Source organism: Streptomyces sp. YIM 121038, from assembly GCF_006088715.1.
Classification (GTDB): domain Bacteria; phylum Actinomycetota; class Actinomycetes; order Streptomycetales; family Streptomycetaceae; genus Streptomyces.
Window position 1 is genome coordinate 2097952 of sequence record NZ_CP030771.1, and the last position, 20979, is coordinate 2118930.

19 protein-coding genes are annotated in these 20979 nt (G+C 73.6%); 3 read left to right on the plus strand and 16 right to left on the minus strand.

All coding sequences use genetic code 11. From position 1 onward, the window contains the following. Nucleotides 1-196: 196 nt before the first annotated feature. Nucleotides 197-454 (plus strand): hypothetical protein, encoded by a 258-nt coding sequence (locus tag C9F11_RS08395; protein WP_138958653.1) that lies wholly within the window; start codon nucleotides 197-199, stop codon nucleotides 452-454. A 21-nt stretch (nucleotides 455-475) separates the two neighbouring features. Here C9F11_RS08395 and C9F11_RS08400 read toward each other — a convergent pair whose 3' ends face one another. The 10 genes from C9F11_RS08400 to infC all read right to left on the minus strand — a co-directional run bounded on the left by C9F11_RS08400 (nucleotide 476) and on the right by infC (nucleotide 11645). Beyond that, entirely contained in the window at nucleotides 476-1018 is a 543-nt protein-coding gene (locus C9F11_RS08400) for an NUDIX hydrolase (protein WP_138958654.1), read from the minus strand. A 172-nt stretch (nucleotides 1019-1190) separates the two neighbouring features. Continuing rightward, a complete protein-coding gene (locus tag C9F11_RS08405) occupies nucleotides 1191-2540 on the minus strand; it encodes a transcriptional regulator (RefSeq protein WP_138958655.1) in 1350 nt (449 codons plus the stop codon). A gap of 271 nt (nucleotides 2541-2811) precedes the next feature. Beyond that, a complete protein-coding gene (locus tag C9F11_RS08410) occupies nucleotides 2812-3801 on the minus strand; it encodes a PP2C family protein-serine/threonine phosphatase (RefSeq protein WP_249402151.1) in 990 nt (329 codons plus the stop codon). A 394-nt stretch (nucleotides 3802-4195) separates the two neighbouring features. Next, nucleotides 4196-6739, minus strand: coding sequence for a phenylalanine--tRNA ligase subunit beta (gene pheT / locus C9F11_RS08415; protein ID WP_138958657.1), 2544 nt, complete (start codon nucleotides 6737-6739; stop codon nucleotides 4196-4198). Then, nucleotides 6739-7875: a phenylalanine--tRNA ligase subunit alpha gene (gene pheS, locus C9F11_RS08420; RefSeq protein ID WP_138958658.1), complete on the minus strand. Its 1137-nt coding sequence runs from the start codon at nucleotides 7873-7875 to the stop codon at nucleotides 6739-6741. Before pheS ends, pheT begins: the two co-directional genes overlap by 1 nt. A 149-nt stretch (nucleotides 7876-8024) precedes the next feature. Continuing rightward, the gene (locus C9F11_RS08425; RefSeq protein WP_138958659.1) at nucleotides 8025-9173 is read right to left on the minus strand and encodes an ATP-binding protein; all 1149 of its coding nucleotides are present in this window, start codon (nucleotides 9171-9173) and stop codon (nucleotides 8025-8027) included. 57 nt (nucleotides 9174-9230) lie between these two features. After that, complete coding sequence (locus C9F11_RS08430) at nucleotides 9231-10088, minus strand: RNA methyltransferase (protein WP_138958660.1); 858 nt, start codon at nucleotides 10086-10088, stop codon at nucleotides 9231-9233. 109 nt (nucleotides 10089-10197) lie between these two features. Further along, a complete protein-coding gene (rplT, locus tag C9F11_RS08435; RefSeq protein ID WP_016642495.1) occupies nucleotides 10198-10581 on the minus strand; it encodes a 50S ribosomal protein L20 in 384 nt (127 codons plus the stop codon). A 104-nt stretch (nucleotides 10582-10685) separates the two neighbouring features. After that, entirely contained in the window at nucleotides 10686-10880 is a 195-nt protein-coding gene (rpmI, locus tag C9F11_RS08440; protein WP_030560333.1) for a 50S ribosomal protein L35, read from the minus strand. 105 nt (nucleotides 10881-10985) lie between these two features. Continuing rightward, nucleotides 10986-11645, minus strand: coding sequence for a translation initiation factor IF-3 (gene infC, locus C9F11_RS08445; protein WP_078868995.1), 660 nt, complete (start codon nucleotides 11643-11645; stop codon nucleotides 10986-10988). A gap of 354 nt (nucleotides 11646-11999) precedes the next feature. On the opposite strand from infC, the gene C9F11_RS08450 reads away from it, so the two are divergent. Beyond that, on the plus strand, nucleotides 12000-12389 hold the full coding sequence (locus C9F11_RS08450) for a DUF1844 domain-containing protein (protein ID WP_138958661.1): 390 nt from the start codon (nucleotides 12000-12002) through the stop codon (nucleotides 12387-12389). Between the two features lie 3 nt (nucleotides 12390-12392). Here C9F11_RS08450 and C9F11_RS08455 read toward each other — a convergent pair whose 3' ends face one another. The 3 genes from C9F11_RS08455 to C9F11_RS08465 form a co-directional block, all read right to left on the minus strand. Next, complete coding sequence (locus tag C9F11_RS08455; protein ID WP_138958662.1) at nucleotides 12393-13121, minus strand: SseB family protein; 729 nt, start codon at nucleotides 13119-13121, stop codon at nucleotides 12393-12395. A 92-nt stretch (nucleotides 13122-13213) separates the two neighbouring features. Next, nucleotides 13214-14464: a type VII secretion-associated serine protease mycosin gene (gene mycP / locus C9F11_RS08460; protein ID WP_138958663.1), complete on the minus strand. Its 1251-nt coding sequence runs from the start codon at nucleotides 14462-14464 to the stop codon at nucleotides 13214-13216. Beyond that, nucleotides 14464-15582, minus strand: coding sequence for a hypothetical protein (locus C9F11_RS08465; protein WP_249401644.1), 1119 nt, complete (start codon nucleotides 15580-15582; stop codon nucleotides 14464-14466). Before C9F11_RS08465 ends, mycP begins: the two co-directional genes overlap by 1 nt. A 463-nt stretch (nucleotides 15583-16045) precedes the next feature. Here C9F11_RS08465 and C9F11_RS08470 point away from each other — a divergent pair, with 463 nt between their 5' ends. Beyond that, complete coding sequence (locus C9F11_RS08470; RefSeq protein ID WP_138958664.1) at nucleotides 16046-17272, plus strand: amino acid deaminase/aldolase; 1227 nt, start codon at nucleotides 16046-16048, stop codon at nucleotides 17270-17272. Between the two features lie 24 nt (nucleotides 17273-17296). On the opposite strand, the gene C9F11_RS08475 is transcribed toward C9F11_RS08470, so the two are convergent. The 3 genes from C9F11_RS08475 to C9F11_RS08485 are packed head-to-tail and all read right to left on the minus strand — an operon-like array spanning nucleotide 17297 to nucleotide 20917. After that, nucleotides 17297-18238, minus strand: a complete 942-nt coding sequence (locus tag C9F11_RS08475; RefSeq protein WP_138958665.1) for a DUF2510 domain-containing protein — start codon at nucleotides 18236-18238, stop codon at nucleotides 17297-17299. A 53-nt stretch (nucleotides 18239-18291) separates the two neighbouring features. Next, nucleotides 18292-19590, minus strand: a complete 1299-nt coding sequence (locus C9F11_RS08480; protein ID WP_171075673.1) for a haloacid dehalogenase-like hydrolase — start codon at nucleotides 19588-19590, stop codon at nucleotides 18292-18294. 22 nt (nucleotides 19591-19612) lie between these two features. Beyond that, nucleotides 19613-20917, minus strand: coding sequence for a haloacid dehalogenase-like hydrolase (locus tag C9F11_RS08485; protein ID WP_138958666.1), 1305 nt, complete (start codon nucleotides 20915-20917; stop codon nucleotides 19613-19615). Nucleotides 20918-20979 lie beyond the last annotated feature (62 nt).

A 20979-nucleotide genomic window follows, 5' to 3' on the forward strand; every position in this document is an offset into this window, starting at 1 on the left:
TGCTGAATTCAAGTCAATTTCCGGCCAGTTCACGGGCCCGGCACTCGCTGAGTGCCGGGCCCGTACCGTTCACACACCGTGTGCGCGGTGGGCTCGCATATGCCCTGCGCACACTCTCCCGCCGCGACGACCAGGCGAGTTGACTTTCCGCTGCGTACAGGGGGGATGTGACCCCACTACTGAGAGGAGCGGAGTCGTGACCACCGACCCCGAGCGTCCCGTGGTCCCGGAAGAACTCGCAGAGTTACGTCGGGGCTTGGACGTGGGTCTCGCCCGCGTCGACGGACAGCTCGCGTTACTCACCCAGCGCGACGTTCAGCACACCAAGGACCAGGACGACCTGTCCGTACGGATCGCGGCCCTGGAACACACCCGTTGGCCACTGCCCGCCCTCGCCGCGCTCACCGCGGTCGGTGCGCTGGTCGTGGCGGTCTGGCAGGCCCTCGGACACTAGGCCAGGGCCGCGTCCGAGCGGTCAGCGCGCGTCCTCGCCGAGGCGCAGATGGTGCAGCAGGAGGAGCGCCGCCGCCATGTTGGCGGCCGGGACCTCGCCGCGCGCCACCATGTCGGGAACGAGCTTGAGCGGCACCCACTCGCGTCGGTCCGACTCGAAGTCGTCCTCGGGGTGGCCGATGTAGGTCCCCTCGTCCGACCAGTAGATGTGGTGCCGGGCGTCCGTGAGCCCGTTGGACGGCTCGACGCTCATCAGGTGCCGCAGGGGCCCCGGCCGCCAGCCGGTCTCCTCCTCCATCTCACGCGCCGCCGCGACGGCGATGTCCTCTCCGTCCTCCACCACCCCCGCCGCGAGCTCCCAGCCCCAGCTGTCGGTGATGAAGCGGTGCCGCCACAGGAGCAGCACCTCGTTGGCCTCGTTGACCACCGTGGCGATGGCCACCGGACGGAGCCTTATCAGGAAGTGGTCGAGGTGCCGGCCGTCCGGCAGCTCGACGTCTGCGAGATTGACGGTGAACCATCGGTTTCCATACACAGTCTGTTCGCTCTGTTTCGTCCACTGCACGGTTCTGCCACCTTCCGCCGAGTAGATGGCAATATCGCAGCAGGAGGGTGGGAGAGCACTCGGCGCACGGCGGAGCGACGTAGCACGTGTCAGGCGTCGTTCCGCCCCCGCGCCCCCGATGTCACGACGTCACGGCGTCACGGAGAACCGCGCCGCACTGCGCCCCCGCTCCTCACAGCGGCACCCGCAGCGCTCCGTCGATCAGCTCGGCGGCCTCGGAGGTGCCCGCGCAGTCGCTGCGGACCAGGTACTCGCGCACCGCGCGCAGCCGGTCGCGCAGGCGCTGGGACTCCATCCCGCGCGCCTGCTCCGCCATCTCCACCGCCGTGGCCACCGCCTCGTCGGTGTTGCCCTGGCGCAGCTCGATCTGGCTGAGCATGGCGAGCCGGTGCACCCGGCCCCGGTCGTGCGCCGGGGTGTCCACCGCGGCGGCGGCGTGTTCCCGCGCCGCCGCGAGATCGCCGAGGCTGAGCAGCGCCTCCGCCACCTGCACATTGACCAGGCCCGGCTGGACATAGCCCGTCTCGTCCGGCTCCCGGCCGCGCCGGATGCGCTCGGCGGCCACCTCGGCCCGCCGGATGCAGGACAGCGCGCTGCTGCCGTCGCCCAGGTGGGCGTACGCCTTGGCCTGCATCGCGTACAGATCGGACGCGAGGGCGGGCGTGATGTCCCGGCCCGCGGCGCGCAGCGCGGCCTCCGCGAAGGCCACCGCCTGGCGGAACTCGCGCATGAACAGGGACTGGTTGACGAGCAGCGCGATCACGTACGCGCCGAGCCCCCGGTCCCCGCTGGCCTTCGCCAGGCGCAGCGCCTGGTGGAAGTAGCGCTGAGCGAGGCCGTGCGCGTCCGAGTCGTAGGCGCAGATGCCCGCTATCGCCACCAGGCCGCCGGTCGCGCGGTGCAGCTGACGCCCCATCGCGTCGGTGTAGCTGCCGCGGAGCAGCGGCGCCGCCTCCGCGTTGAGGAAGCCGACGATGCGGGTGCGGGTCGCGATGCCACCGGTCTTGCGGTACATCTGCTCGTAGTGCGTACGGGCCGCGCGCAGCATCTCCAGGTCCGCGATGCTCACCGGGTGGCGGCCGCCGCGCGAGACGTCCGTGTCCTCGGGCGGGTTCTCCCACTCCCACACCGGCATCACGGCGGGCGTCCCGGTCACCGCGGGCGCGCCGAGCAGATGCGGGCGCTGCTGCTCGTCCGACCGCCACAGCGCCGTCGCCCGCTCGACGAACCCGGAGAGCGTGGAGGCCATCGTGCCCCCGCGCAGGGCCGGGCCGCCGGGCACGCCGAGGCCGATGTCGTCGAGCGTGACGGTGCGCTGCAACCGCGCGGCGAGCACCTCGCAGATCAGGTCGGGCACCTGGCCGCGCGGGCGCTGGCCCTTCAACCAGCGGGCCACGGCGGTGTGTTCGTATCTCAGGGAGAGGCCGCGGGCCTTGCCCGCCTGGTTCACATGGGCGGCCAGGCCCGCGTGCGAGATGCCGGCTTCGTCGAGGATCGCGTCGAGCAGGGTGTTGGGCTGCATGGATGCCCCTCCGGTGGCTCGGTGCGCCCAGCCTAGTGGAGCGCCCTTCACACGGGGTGTGAACGGAGTGCTCGCATCCGGGGGGCACGCGCTCTGCCGCACGGGGCGCGCGGTCGGTTGACTGAGGGTCCTCACCAGGAGGCGGCCGGGCCGTCGGCTCCCCCCTCACTCAGCGCGGCGGCCCCTTTTCGGCGCCGTCCGTTCGTCCGTCGTCTGCCCGGCAGTTCCGCGACGGCGCGGACGGCGCGGGCCGCACCACACCGGGCGGTGTTCAGCTCATGGTGCGGGCGCACCGCCCGGTCTCCGTCTGCTGCCGGGGGACCCTCTTGCGGTCGTTGCGCAGCACGAGCAGCGCCGCGTCGTCGGACGGGAGGCGGCCGATGTGCCGCAGGAGCCGGGCGTACACGGACTGGATCACCTGCTGCGGCGACACCGGCTGGGTCCTTGCCGCCTCGCCGAGCACGGCCTGGAGCGGGAAGAACCGCCCGGAGCCGTCGCGCGCGTCCTCCACGCCGTCCGTGTGCAGCACCAGGGCGTCGCCCGGCAGCAGCCTGCCGCAGAGCTGCACGGGCAGTTCGGCGGGCAGCGGGAAGGGGCCGAGCGGCGGCAGCGGCTCGCCGCCGGAGAGCAGCTGGGCGCGGCCGCGCAGCCGGTAGGGCCACGGGTGGCCGCAGTTGAGGGCCCACACCTCCCCGTCCCGGCCGATCTCCACCAGGAGGACGGTCACGAACTCCTCGGCGACCGGGCTGTCCGGCGCCGCCGCGCCGCTCGCCGGGTGCTCGGCGCGGGAGCGCTCCCGCAAGTGCCGGGCCAGGGCCCGCTCCAGGCGCCGCAGCACCTGCGGCAGTTCGGGCTCGTCGTGGGCGGCCTCGCGGAAGCTGCCGAGCACCGCGGCGACGGTGCCGATCGCGGCGAGGCCGTGGCCGCGTACGTCGCCCATGACGAGGCGGACGCCGTGGTCGGTGGCGGCGACCTCGTACAGATCGCCGCCGACGGAGGCCCCCAGCGAGGCGGAGAGGCGGCCCGCGGCCAGGGCGAGCCCGTCGACGCGCGGCGGCAGCGGCCGGAGCAGGACGTTCTGCGCGGCGCCCGCGACCTCGCGGATCTGCCGCAACTCCCGGATCAGCGCGCGCCGCACCTGGAATATGAGTCCCGTGCCGACGGCGAAGAAGACGGCGCTGGTGACGATCCGCGCCCCCAGGCCGTGCTGCTGCGCGAGCGGACAGACCAGTTTGTACGTGATGGCGACGGCGCCCCACACCGTCGGCAGGCCGAGCCCGAGCGCCCGCCGCAGCCGACGGCGGCACGGCCGCTCGAACGCCGCTGACGGACGCTCGTCGCAGCCCTCGCCGGAACCGCGGGCCCGCCGCCGCGGTCCGCGCCGGGTCCCGGCGCCGCGGCGGGGCGTACGAGGCTTGATACGGATCATGCCGACGGCCCCCCTAAGGCCCGGTTCAGCGTGCGGGCCGTGTACGGGAGCCGGTCCCCACGGCCGGATTGATTCTGTCGACCGGATGGCCGGATCGGGTCAGATCACCGGCAGTTGTCACTCAAACGAGTGAGCGGTCTCGGGGTGTCCCCGGAGACGCCGGAGGGGGCGCATCCGCTTTCGCGGACACGCCCCCTCAGCAGCACCTCTGTGCGCCGGGCCGGTACTAGGCCCCGCGCAGCACCGCGCCGGTCGTCTCGGCGGCGCGCGCCACCGCCGCGTCACGGGCGGCCGAGGCCTCCTCGACCGTCAGCGTGCGGTCGGGGGCGCGGAAGCGCAGCGCGTACGCGAGCGACTTCTTGCCCTCGCCCAGCTGCTCGCCGGTGAAGACGTCGAACAGGCGGATGTCCTCGAGGAGTTCACCCGCGCCGTCGCGCAGATACGCCTCGACGACGGCCGCGGGCACGTCCTGGTCGACGACCAGGGCGACGTCCTGCGTGGCCACCGGGAAGGTCGAGATGCGCGGCGCCCGCAGCGGGCCCTCGCCCGCCTCCTGGAGCAGGTCCAGGTCCAGCTCCATCGCGCAGGTGCGGGCGGGCAGGCCGAGCGCCTTGGTGACGCGCGGGTGCAGCTCGCCCGCGTGACCGATGGAGACCAGGTCGCCCTGCTCGCCGTTCGGCCCCTCGGCGCTGTCCAGGAACACCAGGAGCTCGGCGCAGCGGCCCGGGTGCCAGGGGCCGTACTGGCCCTGCTGGACGATGAGTTCGGCACCGGCCTCGCGGGCCAGGGTGCGCGCCGCCTCGACGGCGTCCGCCCAGTCGGCAGGACGGCCCTTGCCCCACCAGCCGGACCGCTCACGGGCGCCCGCGAGCACGACCGCGGCGTGCCGCGGCTGCTCGGGCAGGGCGCTGTTGAGTGCGGCGATCTCCTCGTCCGTGGGACGCCGGCCCGCGGGCAGGTCCGCCGGCACGCCCGCCGAGCCGGAGGCGTGGGGGTGGAAGACCAGACCGGTCTCGAACAGGGCCAGGTCGTGGCTGCCCCGCCCGTCGTTGCGGCGCAGCGCGGCGAGGAGGCCGGGGAGCAGCGTCGTACGGAGCGCGGGCTCCTCGTCCGACAACGGGTTGACGAGCTTGACGACGCGGCGGTTCGGGTCGTCGGCGTCCAGGCCGAGCTGGTCGAAGACCTGCTCGCTCACGAACGGGTAGTTCGGCGCCTCGACGTAACCGGCGCCCGCGAGCGCGCGACCGATCCTGCGGTGCAGCCGCTGCCGCCCGGTCAGACCGCGCCCGGCCGGGGGCTTCGGCAGCGTCGAGGGCAGGTTCTCGTACCCCTCGAGGCGGATGACCTCCTCGGCGAGGTCGTTGACCTCGGCGAGGTCGGGGCGCCACGACGGCACGGTGACGGTCAGGACGTCCTGGCCGTACACGTCACAGCCGACCTGCTGGAGGCGGCGCACGACCGTCTCGCGGCCGTACGCGACACCCGCGACGCGGTCCGGGTGGTCGGCGGGCATCGTGATGGTGTGCGGCGCGGAGGGCGCGATGACCTCCGTGACGCCCGCCTCCGCGGTGCCGCCCGCGAGCAGCACGAGGAGGTCGACGGTGCGCTGCGCGGCGGCGGACGCGGCCTGCGGGTCGACGCCCCGCTCGAAGCGCCGGGCCGCCTCGGAGGACAGCTTGTGGCGACGGGCGGTGCGGGCCACCGTGACCGCGTCGAAGTGCGCGGCCTCGATGACGACGTCGGTGGTGCCCTCTTCCTCGGCGTGGTCGGCGATCTCCGTGTTGGCGCCGCCCATGACACCGGCGAGGCCGATGGGGCCGCGCTCGTCGGTGATCACCAGGTCCTCGGCGTCGAGCACGCGCCGGGTGCCGTCGAGGGTGGTGAACTTCTCGCCCTGCTCGGCGCGGCGGACGCCGATGGTGCCCTGGACGCGGGAGCGGTCGTAGGCGTGCAGCGGCTGGCCGAGCTCCAGCATCACGTAGTTGGTGACGTCGACGGCCAGCGAGATCGGGCGCATGCCCGCCTTCTGCAGGCGGCGCTGGAGCCAGATCGGCGAGCGGGCGTCGGGGCTGAGGCCGGTGACGGTGCGCGCGGTGAAGCGGTCGCAGCCGGCCGGGTCGCTGACCTGCACCGGGTACCCGAACGAGTTCGGGGCCGGGACGTCGAGCAGCGCCGGGTCGCGCAGCGGCAGGCCGTACGCGGTGGCCGTCTCGCGGGCGACGCCGCGCAGCGACAGGCAGTAGCCGCGGTCGGGCGTGACGGCGATGTCCAGGACCTCGTCGACGAGTTCGAGCAGCTCGATGGCGTCGGTGCCGGCCTCGTGCTCGGGCGGGAGCACGATGATGCCGCCGCTGCCGTCGTCGCCCATGCCCAGCTCGTCGCCGGAGCAGATCATGCCGTGCGACGTCTTGCCGTACGTCTTGCGCGCGGAGATCGCGAAGCCGCCGGGCAGCTCGGCGCCCGGCAGGACCACGACGACCTTGTCGCCGACGGCGAAGTTCCGGGCGCCGCAGACGATCTCCTGCGGCTCACCCGTGCCGTTGGCCGTGCCGACGTCCACGGTGCAGAAGCGGATGGGCTTCTTGAAGCCCTCCAGCTCCTCGATGGTGAGGACCTTGCCGACGACGAGCGGGCCCTTCAGGCCCGCGCCGAGCTGCTCGACGGACTCGACTTCGAGGCCCGCGGAAATCAGCTTGGCCTGCACGTCGCGGCCGGTCTCGGTGGCGGGGAGGTCGACGTACTCCCGCAGCCAGGAAAGCGGGATGCGCATCAGATCTCCGTCCCGAACGGCCGGGTGAAGCGGACGTCACCCTCGACCATGTCTCGCATGTCTTCGACGTTGTGGCGGAACATCAGCATCCGCTCGATGCCGAACCCGAAGGCGAATCCGCTGTACTTCTCGGGGTCCACACCGCAGGCGGCGAGCACCTTCGGGTTGACCATGCCGCAGCCGCCGAGCTCGATCCAGCCCTCGGAGGAGCAGGTGCGGCAGGGGCGGTCGGCGTTGCCCACGGACTCGCCGCGGCACACGTAGCAGACCATGTCCATCTCGGCGGACGGCTCGGTGAACGGGAAGAAGTTCGGCCGCAGGCGCGTCTTCATGCCCTCGCCGCCGAACAGCTCCTGCACCATGTGGTCCAGGGTGCCCTTGAGGTCCGCCATGGTCAGGCCCTCGTCCACGGCGAGCAGCTCGACCTGGTGGAAGACCGGGGTGTGGGTGGCGTCCAGCTCGTCGGTGCGGTACACGCGGCCGGGGCAGATCACGTAGACCGGCGGCTCGCGGTCGATGAGCGAGCGGATCTGCACGGGCGAGGTGTGCGTGCGCAGCACGACGCCGGAGTCGGCGGAGCCGGAGCCGCCGACGGACGCGCCCTCGACGAAGAAGGTGTCCTGCTCACCGCGGGCCGGGTGGTCCGGGCCGATGTTCAGGGCGTCGAAGTTGAACCACTCGGCCTCGACCTCGGGGCCCTCCGCGACCGCGTAGCCCATGGCGACGAAGATGTCCTCGATGCGCTCGGACAGCGTGGTCAGCGGGTGCCGGGCGCCGGCCGGGACGCGGTCGTGGGGCAGCGTGACGTCCACCGCCTCCTCGACCAGGACGCGGGCGTCGCGCTCGGCCTCCAGCTCGGTCTGGCGGGCGGCGAGCGCCTTGTTCACGGCGCCGCGGGCCATGCCCACGCGCTTGCCCGCCTCGGCCTTGGCCTGCGGAGGCAGCGCGCCGATCTCGCGGTTGGCGAGGGCGAGCGGCGAGGTGCCGCCGCAGTGCGCGGTCTTCGCCTCCTGGAGCTGGTCGAGGTCGGCGGCGGCCGCGAAGGCGGCGAGCGCCTCGTCCCGCACGCGCTCGATCTCTTCAGGTTTCAGTGCCTCGACCTCGACAGGGTCGTACGACTTGTTCGGTGCCGACATCTCTTCCCGTGCTTCCGGTTGGCTGGCGGATGGTCCCCGTCAACGAGTCGGAGACGAGTTGTCCCGAAAATGGGGACACAAAGGTGCCAACGACCGAGTCTAACGGGGTGGTGGTGAACGGATGCGCCCGCGGGCTGCTCAGGGCGTCCTCACTGGAGGTACGCCGGAGCCCCCACGGGCAACGTAAATCGGAACTGGGCGCCGCCGCTCGCCGCGCGGCCGACGGTGATCGTGCCGCCGTGTGCCTCGACGATGCCCTTCACGATGTACAACCCCAGTCCCGTCCCGCCGCGTTTGCTGCCCCGCCAGAAGCGGGTGAACACCCGGCCCATCGACTCCTCCGGAATGCCGGAACCCTCGTCGCTGACGGTGACCGCGGTGTCGGTCGCTCCCCGCACCCGCAGGGACGGCGAGGGCGCCACGTCGATGGTGACAGTTCCCTCGCCGTGGCGCACCGCGTTTTCCAGCAGGTTGCTGAGCACCTGGTCGATCTTGTCCGGGTCGGCCCACAGGTCGGGCAGCGGCTGCTGGAGGCGGACGAGGAAGCGGTCCGCGTCCTGTCCCGCGGCGACGTGGGCCTGGATGTGGCGCCCGACGGCGGCCCCGATGTCGACGGGCTGGCGGCGCAGCTCCAGGCGGCCCGAGTCGATGCGCGAGATGTCGAGGAGCTCGGCGATCAGCCGGGTCACCCGGTTCGCGTCGGCGTCGACGGTCTCCAGCATCAGCCGCTTCTGGTCGTCGGTGAACCGCTCCCACTTGGCGAGCAGCGTGGCGGTGAAGCCCTTCACGGACGTCAGCGGGGAGCGCAGCTCGTGGGCGACCGTCGCGATCAGCTCGGCGTGGCTGCGCTCGGTGCGCCGCCGGGCCTCGGTGTCGCGCAGCGAGACGACGAGGCGGCTCAGCGGGCCCTTCGGCCGCGACCGTACGTAACGGGCGGAGACGAGCACTTCCCGGCCGCCGGGCAGCAGCAGATTGCGCTCGGGCTGGGCGACGCGCGTGACGAGGCCTCCGTAGGGGTCGGTCACCTGCCACCACCGGCGCCCTTCGAGGTCCTCCAGGGGCAGGGCGCTCTCGATGCGGATGCCGAGCGCGTCGGCGGCGCGCACGGCGGTGATGCGCGCCGCGGCGGCGTTGAAGCAGATGACGCGCCCGCTCTCGTCGGCGACGACGAGGCCGTCGGGCAGGTCGTCCGGGTCGATGCCGAGCTCTCCGAGACCGGGCCCCGCCGGGCCCGCGTGGCCCGCGGGAGGGCACAGGATGCCCCGCACTCCCGGTGCTCTGCTCGTGCCGACGCTCATTCCCCTTATCCCCGCCTCTCGGAGCTGGCGCAGTGGGCCCCCGAGCCCGACACACTACTAGCCGGGGGTGACGGAGCGGCACCCTCCGGCGGCACGCTGTGCACGGGCGGACGCATAGAGGCATACGGCTGCCGCGGTCGCGAGGTTCAGGCTCTCCGCGCTGCCGTGGATCGGAACGCGCACCACGGCGTCGGCGAGTGCGCGGGTCTCCTCCGGCAGCCCCCAGGCCTCGTTGCCGAAGATCCAGGCGGTCTCGGTGCCCATGGTGCCCTGGTCGAGCTCGGCGTCCAGGTCGTGCTCGCCCGCGCCGTCCGCGGCCAGGACGCGTACGCCCGCCGCCTTCAGGCCGCGTACGGCCTGCTCGACGGGGACGCCCACGGCCACCGGCAGATGGAAGTGCGAGCCGACGGAGGCGCGCACCGCCTTGGGGTTGTACAGGTCCACCGACGCGTCGGTGAGCACCACCGCGTCGGCGCCCGCGGCGTCCGCGCAGCGCAGCACGGTGCCCGCGTTCCCGGGGTCGCGTACGTGCGCGAGCACGGCCACCAGCTTGGGGCGGCCGGCGAGGATCTCCTCGAACGGCACGTCGAGGAAGCGGCACACCCCGACGAGCCCCTGCGGCGTGACGGTGGTCGAGATGTCGGCGATCACGCTCTCGTCGGCGAGGTGCACCCGCGCCCCGGCGGCGCGCGCGTCCGCCACGATGTCCGCGTACCGCTCGGCGGCCTCGACGGTCGTGAACAGCTCCACGAGCGTGGCCTCGCCGCCGCCGCGGTGCCCGGCCGCCTCCCGCACCGCCTGCGGACCCTCCGCGAGGAAGAGCCGCTCCTTCCCCCGGAAGTTCCGCTTGCCAAGCCGCCGCGCGCCACTGACGCGCGGCGAACGCGGGGAGATCAGTTCGGGACCGTGTGCCATCGAGTCGCTTTCCGGTGTACGGGGTCGGGAGGAGGAAGGGGCGAACGCGACTGGACCCGCAGGCTCAGAGCGCCTGCGGGTCCAGTCACGGTTCGAGCTCAGTGCGACGTCACGCGGCCTTGGGGGCGTTGACGTCCGAAGGCAGCGCCTTCTGGGCGACCTCGACGAGCGCCGCGAAGGCGTTGGCGTCGTTGACGGCCAGCTCGGCCAGGATCTTGCGGTCCACCTCGATGTTGGCGGCCTTCAGACCCTGGATGAAGCGGTTGTAGGTGATGCCGTTGGCGCGGGCAGCGGCGTTGATGCGCTGGATCCACAGCTGACGGAAGTCGCCCTTGCGCTTCTTGCGGTCGTTGTAGTTGTAGACGAGGGAGTGGGTGACCTGCTCCTTCGCCTTGCGGTACAGACGCGACCGCTGGCCGCGGTAGCCGCTGGCCTGCTCGAGGATCGCCCGACGCTTCTTGTGCGCGTTGACTGCGCGCTTGACGCGTGCCACTTGTTAACTCCTTGTAGCGGGGCCGTGGTGGTCGTCACACGGCCCGATTCGACTGATGTCCCGGTCCTGGCGTCACGTGACCCCCGTCACCGGGGGTCGCGACGTCACTTGCCGAGAAGCTTCTTGATCTTCTTGGCGTCGCCCGGGGCCATCTCGGCGTTGCCGGTGAGGCGACGCGTCAGACGGGACGACTTGTGCTCGAGCAGGTGGCGCTTGCCGGCGCGCTCGCGGAGCACCTTGCCGGAGCCGGTGATCTTGAAGCGCTTGCTGGCACCGCTGTGCGTCTTGTTCTTCGGCATAGCGCCGTTCTCTCCTCGTCAGTGGCGCTCCGATGCCCGGTCGCGAAACCGGGCATCCGGGAGCGTCATGTGTTCGGTTGGCATCCCTGGACTCGCGTCCGGGGATCAGGCCTCGGCGGGGGCCTCGGCCGGGGCCTCGGCGGGAGCCTCGGAAAGCTCGCCCTCGGCGGCGTTCTGCGACTTGCCGGGGTTGGCCTTCGCGTCCGCCTTGCGGGCCGCCTGGGCCTCACGGGCCTCGGCCATCGCCTCGGTCTTCTTCTTGTGCGGACCGAGGACCATGATCATGTTGCGGCCGTCCTGCTTCGGGTTCGACTCGATGAACCCGAGGTCCTGGACGTCCTCGGCGAGGCGCTGCAGCAGTCGGTAGCCGAGCTCCGGCCGGGACTGCTCGCGACCACGGAACATGATCGTGATCTTGACCTTGTCGCCCTGCTTGAGGAACCGGACGACGTGACCCTTCTTGGTGTCGTAGTCGTGCGGGTCGATCTTCGGCCGGAGCTTCATCTCCTTGATGACCGTGTGCGCCTGGTTCTTGCGCGCTTCACGGGCCTTCATGGCCGACTCGTACTTGAACTTCCCGTAGTCCATGAGCTTGCACACGGGCGGACGGGCGTTCGCCGCGACCTCGACCAGGTCCAGGTCGTACTCCTGCGCAAGCTCCAGGGCCTTGGCAAGCGGGACAATCCCGACCTGCTCGCCGCTGGGACCGACAAGTCGCACCTCGGGAACGCGAATCCGGTCGTTGATGCGGGGCTCGGCGCTGATGGATCCTCCTCGGTAGCACCACGCGACGGTCTGGCGGACAGCCGCGTAACGTCTGTTTTCTCGACCAACCCGCCGGAGGCACAAAAAATGCCCCGGCTGATCACAGCGGGGCTCCACACAACTACCGGAGCACCTCCGTGGTGATCACGGGGCGCATCGGGCGGGCCTGCACGCTCGGTGCGGTCCGCCTGACCGGTGACCCGCCGCTCGGGGAGCGGCCAGGTGGGAGTTCGGAGCCTCCACTTGTGGGCCGGATCCCTCGTCGTACGTGGGCGTCCGGCCGGTCGTCACCCAAGGTTAGCAGCTCCCGGGGGGTGGGGCTAACGGCTCGCGGGCGGCTCTAGGGTGTGGGACATGAGTGACACAAGCCCCACGCCATCGCCGACCCCTTCGGCCGCCTCCGCCGAGAGCCCCGACTTCGACGCCATGACCCGCGACATCGCGGACGTGCCCGCGGTCGAGGTGATCACGACGGTCGCGGTGCACCTGATGAGCGCGGCGGCGGTGAACCTGGGCCTGGCCGAGGAGGGCGAGACCCACAAGGACCTGGACGAGGCCCGCAAGCTCATCCAGGCCCTGGCCGGTCTGCTGGACGCGAGCGCGACGGAGGTCAGCTCCTTCCACGCGGCCCCGCTGCGGGACGGCCTGAAGTCGCTGCAGCTGGCGTTCCGCGAGTCCTCCGTGGTGCCGGACGCGCCGGGGCAGGGTCCTGGCGAGAAGTACACGGGTCCGGTGTTCGGCTAGCCGTCAGCGTACGTAGAGGGGCTCGCCCGGTGGCGTCGCCTCGGCCGGCAGCAGTGCCAGGTCGAGGCCGCGCACCAGGCGGGCCCTCAGTGTTTCGTCGGCGGCGAGGGCCCCGGCCAGGCGCCGGGCGGTCTCGGCCGGGGCGGCGCCCGGGGCGAGGACCAGGGCGAGGGTGCCGTCGGCCGTGCCCGGGCCGAGGTGGGCGCGGAGCACGGCGGGCTCGGCCGCGACCGCGGTGCGGACGGCCTCGCGCACGGCCGGGTCGGTGAGCGCGTCGGCGCTGTGGCGGCCCTCGGCGAGGGCGATGAGCGCGGCGCGGTTCAGCTCGTAGGGGACGGGGCCCGCGAGGTCGAGGACGATCGTGTCGGCCTTCTCGTGGGCGGCCGCCCGCAGGGCCTGGTGCAGCGGTACGGCGACGGGGCGGGCTCCCGGGTCCCACAGGGCGAGGGCCTCGGTGGAGGTGAAGGCGGGCAGGGCGGTGCGCTTGCCCGCCTTGAGCGTGGGCACCGCCATGTCGCTCGTCTTCTCCCGGCGCAGGCCGTTCTCGTCCTCCTCGACCTCGCCGAGCACGGCCACGACGGGCACGAGGAGCCTGGCGTTCGCCAGGGCCTTCAGGACCGGGCCGTGGGCGGTTCGGTCCTGGGACCACGCCTCCAGGGCCGCGCGCAGCTCCGGAGCCGCGGAGCCGTCGTCGTCGGAGAAGCCGGGGTCGGGGATGTTCTTTGTCTGCACGCCGTCGACACTAGCCCGCCGCTTCGCGGCGGGAGTCGCCCACCCACCCGCCCGTTCCCCGGCACCGCGAGGCGCGGCCCGGGAAGCGCTGCTCAGCGGCGGCGCGGGCGCCCTCGCCAGAGGTACGCGGCCGCCGCGAGCAGGGCCACGCCAGCGGCTCCGGCCACGGGGCCCAGCCAGCCCGAGGACGCGCCGTCGTCCGGCTCCTCGTCGGGGCCCGGTCCGAAGTACTTCTTGGCGTACGTCCCGCCGTGGGCCCTGGTCCGCAGGGAGTCCGGCTTCAGTCCGGCGGCGCGGCCGAGGGCGGCCACGGGGTCGATGAGGCCGAAGCCGCGGGAGTCGTCGCGGCCGCCCGCGGGGGCGTCCTGGGCGGTGTCCTGGAGGAGCCGCTTGACCTGCGCCGGGGAGAGGCCGGGCCGGGCGGCCCGGATCAGGGCGACGGCGCCGGAGACGAAGGCGGAGGCGGCGCTGGTGCCCCAGCCCTCGTAGTACTTGCGGTCGGGGTCGGCGATGACGATGTCGTCGCCGGGGGCGCTGACGGTGGCGTACCAGCGGCGGGTGGAGAAGGAGGCCCGCGCCCCGTTCTCGTCGACGGCCGTCGCGACGATCACGCCCGGGTAGGCGGCGGGGTAGGAGACGTGGTCGCCGCGCTCGCCGCCGTTGCCCGCCGACGCGACGACGACGGCGCCCTTCTTGAGGGCGTACTGGACGGCGGCGTCCTCGCTGGGCTCGGGGTGGGCGGACTTGGAGTCGTCGCCGAGGGAGAGGTTGATGACGTCGGCGCCGTGGTCGGCGGCCCAGCGGATGCCTTCGGCGAGGGCGTTGCCGCGGGACTGGCGTGCCTTCCTGCGGGCCGGGTCGCCGTCCTCCAGGATCACGCGCACCGGCAGGATCCGGGCGCCGGGGGCGATGCCGAGCACGCCGTCGCCGCGGCCCTCGCCGTGGCCGTGCCCGGCGATGATCCCGGCCATGGCGGTGCCGTGCCGGGCCCAGGTCCGGTCGCCGCGCCGGGCGCCGAAGCCCACCATGTCCCTGCCGGGCAGGACGCTGCCCCTGAGGTCGGGGTGGGAGCCGTCGACCCCGGTGTCGAGGACGGCCACGGTGACGCCCTCACCCTTGGTGGTGCGCCAGGCCTGACCGGTGCCCATGGCGTCGAGGGCCCACTGCTGGGCGCGGATCCCGTCGTCGGCGCGGGCGGGGGCGGCGGGCAGCAGCGCGAGGGCTCCGGCGAGGGCGGCGGCGGCCGGCGCGTGCCACCGCGTCGGCCGCTCCCGGCCCGGCGTGTCCTGGGGGCTCACGGTGCCTTGCGGGCCCGGGGTGCCCTGCGGGTTCGGCGTGCTCATCAGGAGTTCTCCGGGGCCGCGGTGGCGGTCTTGCGCAGGCTGCGCTCGACGCGGTCGGCGATGCCCTTGGCGTCGTGGCCGAGTCCCGCCTGGGCGGGGGCGGAGGCGGCGCCCGCCTTCATGGCGTCGGCGGCGGGTTCGGGCTCGGTGACGGCACGGCCGTCGGCGAACCCGGAGACGGCGTAGGCGACGACGGGCGCGTCGGGCAGGACCGACAGGGTCCAGGTGGCCCGCTGCGCGTCCCCGAAGGACGCGGCGGGGGTGCCCGGAGCGGCGTACGCGCGGGGCATCAGATCGGTGCGCCGGTCCAGGCCCTCCTGCCCGAAGCGGGTGCGCAGCGCGTGCATGGCGTCGGCGTCCGCCGTGGTGAACAGCAGGCCCACGGTGGTGAGGTGGCTCTTGGTGGCGTCGGTGTAGGTGGCGCGCAGCAGGCGCTGGCAGCCCACGGGGGCGAGCGCCTTGCGCAGCAGCGGGTCGAAGGCCTTGGCGCAGCCGCTGTCGGGGGCGACGGCCACGCGGTTCCAGACCCGGTCGGCGCCGCCGGGGCCCGCGCCCCCGCCCTTGATGGCGGGCGGGAACAGGGCGTCGACGGGCAGGCTGTGCCACAGCGCCCCCGCGGTGGCGTAGGCGGAGCGGGAGCTGCCCGCCGCGTCGGACTCGCCGGTCAGCCAACTCCCGGTCACCGCACCGCCGATGAGCCCCAGCCCGAGGACGGCACAGGCCGCGGCGGCGGCCGCGCGGGGCCGCCGCCAGGCCGCGACGGGGCGCGGCCGGGCGGTGGTGTCGTCGTACAGCGCGGGCCGCGCGAAGAACACGAACGGCCGGTGCGCGGCGGGACGCGGCGGGTGCGCCGGGGCGGCGGGCGGCGCGTCCGGGAGGCGGGCGGAGGCGGGCGGGGGCGGGGCGTCCTCGACGCCGGGCGCGGAGGGGGACACGGGGCCTGCGGTGGCGCGGCTCGGCCCGGCGGGACCCTCGTCGCCCGCTTCGCCCGTCCCGGAACCCGTCCCGACATCCGTGCCGGTGCCCACCTCGGCCGCCTCCGCCTCGACGGCCGCGACCCGGTCGCGCGCGGCCCTGTCAGGCGCCGCCCGGTCGAAGGGCGCGAGCAAGTCCGCCACCGCGGCCTCGTGTTCGGGCGGGAGCGAGGGAGCGAAGGGGGGCGTGAGGGCGTCCGGGGACTGGCGCGGGGGGACTACCGCAGGGGGGCGTGCGTCGGGGAAACGGGCGCTCGCCGGGGGCGGGGGCGGCTCCGCCGTGGCACGGGGTGCAGCTGGGGCGGAGGCCGGGGCCGGAGCGGACACCGGGGCCGAAGCGGACGCCGGGGGGGCGGGCTCGCCGGGAGTGGGTGGGGCGCTGTCGGGCTCGGTCGGCAGCCGTGGTGGCGTACCGGAACGTGGGGGGACGGGGGGCCGTCGCGCCTCCGTGCTCATGCACCCCCCGTTCCGTCGCGTCGCGCGCTCCCTGCGTGCGCGTCACTTTACGGGTTGACATGAGCCCCACGGGAACCCAGTCCAGGCCACCGGGTGATCTGCCCGGAACGTCCCCCTACCCTCGGGTAGCCGTGTCTGGCAGGCTGCGCCCATGACAGGCGGAGCCGCTGACTTCACCGGAGACAGGACCGCGGACCGGGCCCGTTACGACCGGGCCACGGCACATCTCGACGCGCCGCTCGCGCTCGTCGACCTGACCGCGTTCGACGCCAACGCCGACGACTTGACGCGCCGGGCGGGCGGGAAGCCCGTCCGGGTCGCGAGCAAGTCGGTGCGGTGCCGGGCCCTGCTGGAACGGGTCCTCGCTCGGGACGGGTTCGCGGGGATCATGTCGTTCACGCTCGCGGAGTCGCTGTGGCTGGCGCGCTCCGGCTTCGACGACGTCCTGCTCGCGTACCCCTCGGCGGACCGTGCCGCCTTCGCCGAGCTCGCGGCCGACCCGAAACTGGCGGCGGCCGTGACGGTGATGGTCGACGACCCGGCGCAGCTGCGGCTGATCGAGGAGGCGCGCGGCGACGGGCGCGAAGTGGTGCGCGTGTGCCTGGAGTTGGACACCTCCCTGCGGCTGCTCGGCGGGCGGGTGCGGATCGGCACGCAGCGCTCCCCGCTGCACGAGCCCACCCAGGTCGCCGCCCTCGCCCGGGCGATCGCGCGCAGGCCGGGCTTCCGGCTCGTCGGCGTCATGGCGTACGAGGGGCACGTCGCGGGGGTCGGGGACGCCGTCGCGGGGCACCCCGCCAAGTCCCGGGCGGTGCGGCTCATGCAGTCGGCCGCGCGCCGGGAGCTGGCGGACCGGCGCGCGGCGACGATCCGGGCGGTGCGGGACGCCGTGCCCGACCTGGAGTTCGTGAACGGCGGCGGCACCGGCAGCGTGCAGCACACGGCGGCCGAGGACGTGGTCACGGAGGTGGCGGCCGGATCGGGCCTGTACGTGCCGCGTCTGTTCGACAACTACACGTCGTTCAGCGGGCGTCCGGCGGCCCTCTTCGCCCAGCCGGTCGTCCGCAGGCCGGGCCGGGGCGTGGTGACGGTGCTCGGCGGCGGCTATCCGGCGTCGGGGGTCGCCGGCGCGGACCGGTCGCCGGTGCCGTATCTGCCCCAGGGTCTGCGCTACACCGTCCAGGAGGGCGCGGGCGAGGTGCAGACGCCGCTGCTCGGGTCCGCCGCGGACGATCTGCGGATCGGTGACAAGGTGTGGTTCCGGCACGCCAAGGCCGGTGAGCTGTGCGAGCGGTTCGCGGAGCTGCACCTGGTCGTGGGCGACCGGGTGACGGAGACGGTGCCGACGTACCGGGGCGAGGGCCACACCTTCCTGTGAAGCCGTGCCGCGGTGCGGCCCGGGTCACGGCGTCGGGCCCACGCTGCTGCCCACTCCCCCGCCGGTGGCGCTGTCGCCGATGGGCCTGATCCCGTCGACGAGCTCGTCGATGTCGGACAGCGGGGGCGCGCCGTCCGCCGCGTCGATGCTGACGCGGACGATGACCATGGCCTCGGAGCCGGTGCTGGAGGGGAACGCGAGGGACTGCACGTAGCCGCCGGGTCCCTTCTCGGTGTGGACGCGCCACCGGACGAAGTAGCCGCCGCGGCCCGCGACCGCGACGGTGCCGCTCTTGACCCGGGCGTGCCGGGTGATGCCGCCGAACGGCTCGCGGTCGAGCGCGTCGTGGTCGTACGCGGCGTCGGCGGCGTCCTTGATGTCGCGCCTGGCGAGCTTCTCCGGCGAGCGCTCGTCGGTGCCGGTCACCGTCCGCGTGGTGATCGTGCCGTGGCGGCAGAAGCCGGGGTCGCCGGGGCAGTCGTAGGTGTTCGGGGTCTGCAGGGTCAGCTCGTCGCCGACGGTGTGGTCGGCCTTCTCCCAGCCGTCGGGCACGGGCAGCGTGATGCCGTTGAGCTCGTCGGTGAGGGTGTCCGGGTCCTCGGTGGCGGAGGCGGACGCGGTGGGAGAGGCGGACGTGGGGGTCGGCTCGTCCGGCGCCTGGGCGGTGGGCGCGGGTCCGGCCGTGGGGTCGCCGTCGTCGTCCTGGAGGACCAGGAAGCCGGTGACGATCGAGGCGACGAGGACCGCCCCGGCCGCGCCGAGCGCCACGGCCCTGGCGCGGCGCCCGCCGGTGCGCGCGGGCACCGGCCGCACCACGGTGGCGGCGAGCCCCGGCCGCGCCCGGCCCAGGTGGACCGTGGCCTCGGGCGTGCGCCGGTGCTCGGTCCACGCGGACCCGTCCCACCAGCGCTCGACGGCGGGTCGGGACGGGTCCGGGTACCAGCCGGGCGGGGGCGACATGCTCATCCCGGCACTCTAGGACGTGGCGCGCCGGCCGGTACAACCAGCCGGTCACGCGGTCAGTGGACGGTGTCCCGCTGGTCGGGGACCACGGAGCCGTCCTCGCGCAGGACGGGGCCCTTGCGCCCGTCGGGCTCGTTGTACGCGGCGGTCGCGCACGGGTAGGTGCCCGGCTTCTGCGGCAGCGGCTCGATGAACATGGGGTTCACGACCCAGCGGCCGTCGGCGTTGTCGTACGCGCGGCACATGAACTCGCCCTTGTTGCGGTTCAGCACGAGGTGCGCGCCGGTGGCGTCGCCGACGAACGTCACGTCGGTGTCGGCGTCGCCGCCGCCGACCGCGATGCGCCGGCTCCAGCGCTGCTTGTCCCAGGCCTTCTTGCCCTTGACCTTGTAGATCTCCTGGTTGATGAAGCAGCGCTTGCCGTCGATGTACGGGATGACGTCGCCCTTGTTGGCGCCGACGCCGCCGCAGCCCTGGTTCCAGGTGGTGATGCGGCCCTCGCGGTCCAGGACGGAGCGGATCGCGATGGTGTGCTCGCGGTCGATGCCGACGCCGCGCGACCACACCTCGGCGACGGGCTCGGAGCCCGCGGAGACGATGTAGACGTCGAATCCGGCCTTCTTCAGGGTGCGGATCAGGTCGCGCTGCTGGTCGTAGTAGCGCGCGTAGCCGGGCACGGTGTGGCTGCCGATGGTGCGGGTGGTGCCGACGGGCGCGGCGAGGGCCTCGGTGCGGGCCTTCTTCGCGTACGTCTCCACCTCCTTGACGGTGTGTCCCGCGAAGAGCTGGGGCACCCAGGCGTACTGGGGGACGGTGCGGCGGTGGTGCCAGGTCCCGGCGAAGGCGGCGGCGCCGCTCATCGTGGTGCCGTCCTCGCGGATCTGGAGGATCTCGTCGGCGCAGGCGGTGTTGGTGGACGTGGGCAGCGGCCCGCCGACGGGCACCGCGGTGCCGCAGGCCTTGGTGAGGGCGCGGTGGCCCGCGGCCGTCATCCACTTGCTGGAGGACTTCCAGCTCTTGGGGCGCAGGATCTTGTCGTGCCGCAGCGCCCAGCTGATGGTGGCGTCGGTGACGTCGTTCTTGACGACGGTGTTGTCCCAGTCGAAGGCGGCGACGGGCCGCTTCTGGCCGTGGCCGAGGTGCGGGTTGGAGCAGGTGCCCCGCTCGTCGATGACCTGCTGCAGCCGGGCGCGGTTGTCGCCGTACCAGGTGAGCTTCTTCGAGAGCTGGGGACAGTGGGCGCCGGTGTGCGACGCGGGCGCGGCCGTGGCGGCGGCAGCGGGAAGCGTGACGGGCCCGGCCACCAGGGTGGCGGCCGAGGCCAGCGTCAGCGCCAGAATGTTTCTGTTACGCATGTGCGTGGACGGTACAGCAGTCCTACGAGGTCGTTGAACCCCCGTACACCGTGTCCTGTTGGTCCCTGATGACCGATCCGTCCGCGCGGCGCACCGGGGCCTTCGTGCCGTCCCGGCCGGTGTAGCCGGTGGTGGCGCACGGATAGGGCGCGGGCTGCTTGCCCTTGGGCTCGATGAACATGGGGTTGATCAGCCAGCGCCGGTCGCCGTTGTCGTAGGCGCGGCACATCAGCTCGGTCTTGTTGCGGTTCAGGACGAGCCGGAGGCCGGTGGCGTCGCGCAGGAAGGACACGTCGGTGTCGGAGTCGCCCGCGGCGAACACCTGGCGCTTCGCGGCCGGTTGGACCTTCTCGGCGGCCTTGCCGCGCACGCCGAGGATCCGCTCGTTGATGGCGCAGCGCTTGCCGTCGATGTACGTGATCATCGAGTCGGCGCCGTCCGCGACGGAGCCGCAGCCCTTGAGGCGGGCGGTGAGGCGGCCCTCGCGCGTGACGTTGCGGATGCCGAGGGTGTGCCGGGCGTCGAGGCCGACGCCCTTCGCCCAGACCTCGGCGACCGGCTCGGGCGAGGCGGAGACGACGTAGGTGTCGAACCCGGCCTTCTTGAGGGTGCGGATCAGATCGCGCTGCTGGTCGTAGTAGCGGGCCCAGCCGGTGACCTTGCCGCTGCCGACGCGCTGCTCGGTGCCGATGGGCGCGGCGAGGTTCTCCTTGCGCGCCGCGGCCGCGAAGTCCTTGACCCGGGCGGGGCTCCAGCCGCGCAGGAGCTGGGCGAGCCAGGCGTACTGGGGCTCCATGCGGCGGTGGTCGAAGCCCGCGAAGGCCTCCTTGCCGGTGGTCGTGGCGCCCTCGCCGTACACGGCGGCGATCTCGTCGGCGCAGGCGGTGCGCGTGCGCGTGGGCAGGGTGGGGCCGGTGGCCGGGCAGGCCGCGGCCAGGGCCGTGGCGGCGGGCGCGGTGAGATAGCGGCTCGTGGTGCGCCAGTCGCCGCGCTCGGGGGTGCGTATCTTGTCGTGGCGCAGCATCCAGAACATGGTGGCGTCGCCCACGTCGTTCTTGATGACCGTGTTGTCCCAGTCGAAGACGGCGAGGGGCTTGTCGTGCCTGCCGTAGCCGTCGCCGCAGCGGCCGAAGGTGTCGAGGAGGCGCTGGAGGCGGTCCTTGTTGTCGCCGTACCAGCCCTTCGAGACGGTGAGGGCGGGGCACTTCGCGGCGGCGGTGCCGTGCGCGGCGCGGGGGGCCGGGGCGGCCTGGGCGGTGGTGGCGAGGCCGGTCCCGGCGACGGCGAGGGCGGCGGCCGCCGCGTACAAGGGATGCTTGATCTTCATGAACACGGTGCCTGTCTACGCAGGTCAGCCGGGCGTCGCACGACGCCCGGCTGATCGGTGGG